Below are 389 nucleotides of genomic sequence, written 5' to 3'. Positions count from 1 at the left end.
ACTGGGCCGTCCGCGCGGTCACGTTGTGGACCACGACGACCAGTTTGTCGCTCCGGGCGACCGGGCTCGCGAAGGCGATGTACTTGCCCCCGTCATAAGTGTACACCGTCGACATATCGACCGAGTTCGACCCAGTGACCGAGAGGCCCCCACCTTCCCACTCGAAGTCGTCAGTCCGGAGCGACGTGTCGCGTCGGTCGCTCAGCGACGACTCCTCGATTTCCAGGGTCTCCTCGTTGACGTAGTGGATGGCATACACTGACTCCGGCTGGTAGAACGCTTGCCGCTGTAACGCGCCACGGATCATCGTTGGACTCCCCTCCTGAACGTCGGACAGCGTTGAGAGAGTTCGTGCGGCGTTTCGCTGGCTACGGACCCAGTCCGCTGTT

General features: G+C 62.5%; 1 pseudogene. It reads right to left on the bottom strand.

Annotation, left to right across the window (positions count from 1 at the left end):
• Nucleotides 1–307 (bottom strand): annotated as a pseudogene (locus tag IL252_RS17505) (methyl-accepting chemotaxis protein); the annotation flags it as partial.
• Between the last annotated feature and the right edge of the window lie 82 nt (nucleotides 308–389).

The organism is Halomicrobium sp. IBSBa (assembly GCF_017612575.1).
In the GTDB taxonomy this organism is placed as follows: Archaea; Halobacteriota; Halobacteria; order Halobacteriales; family Haloarculaceae; genus Halomicrobium.
The sequence above is the reverse complement of the archived record's forward strand: the minus strand, read 5'-3'. Positions and strand labels throughout refer to the sequence as shown.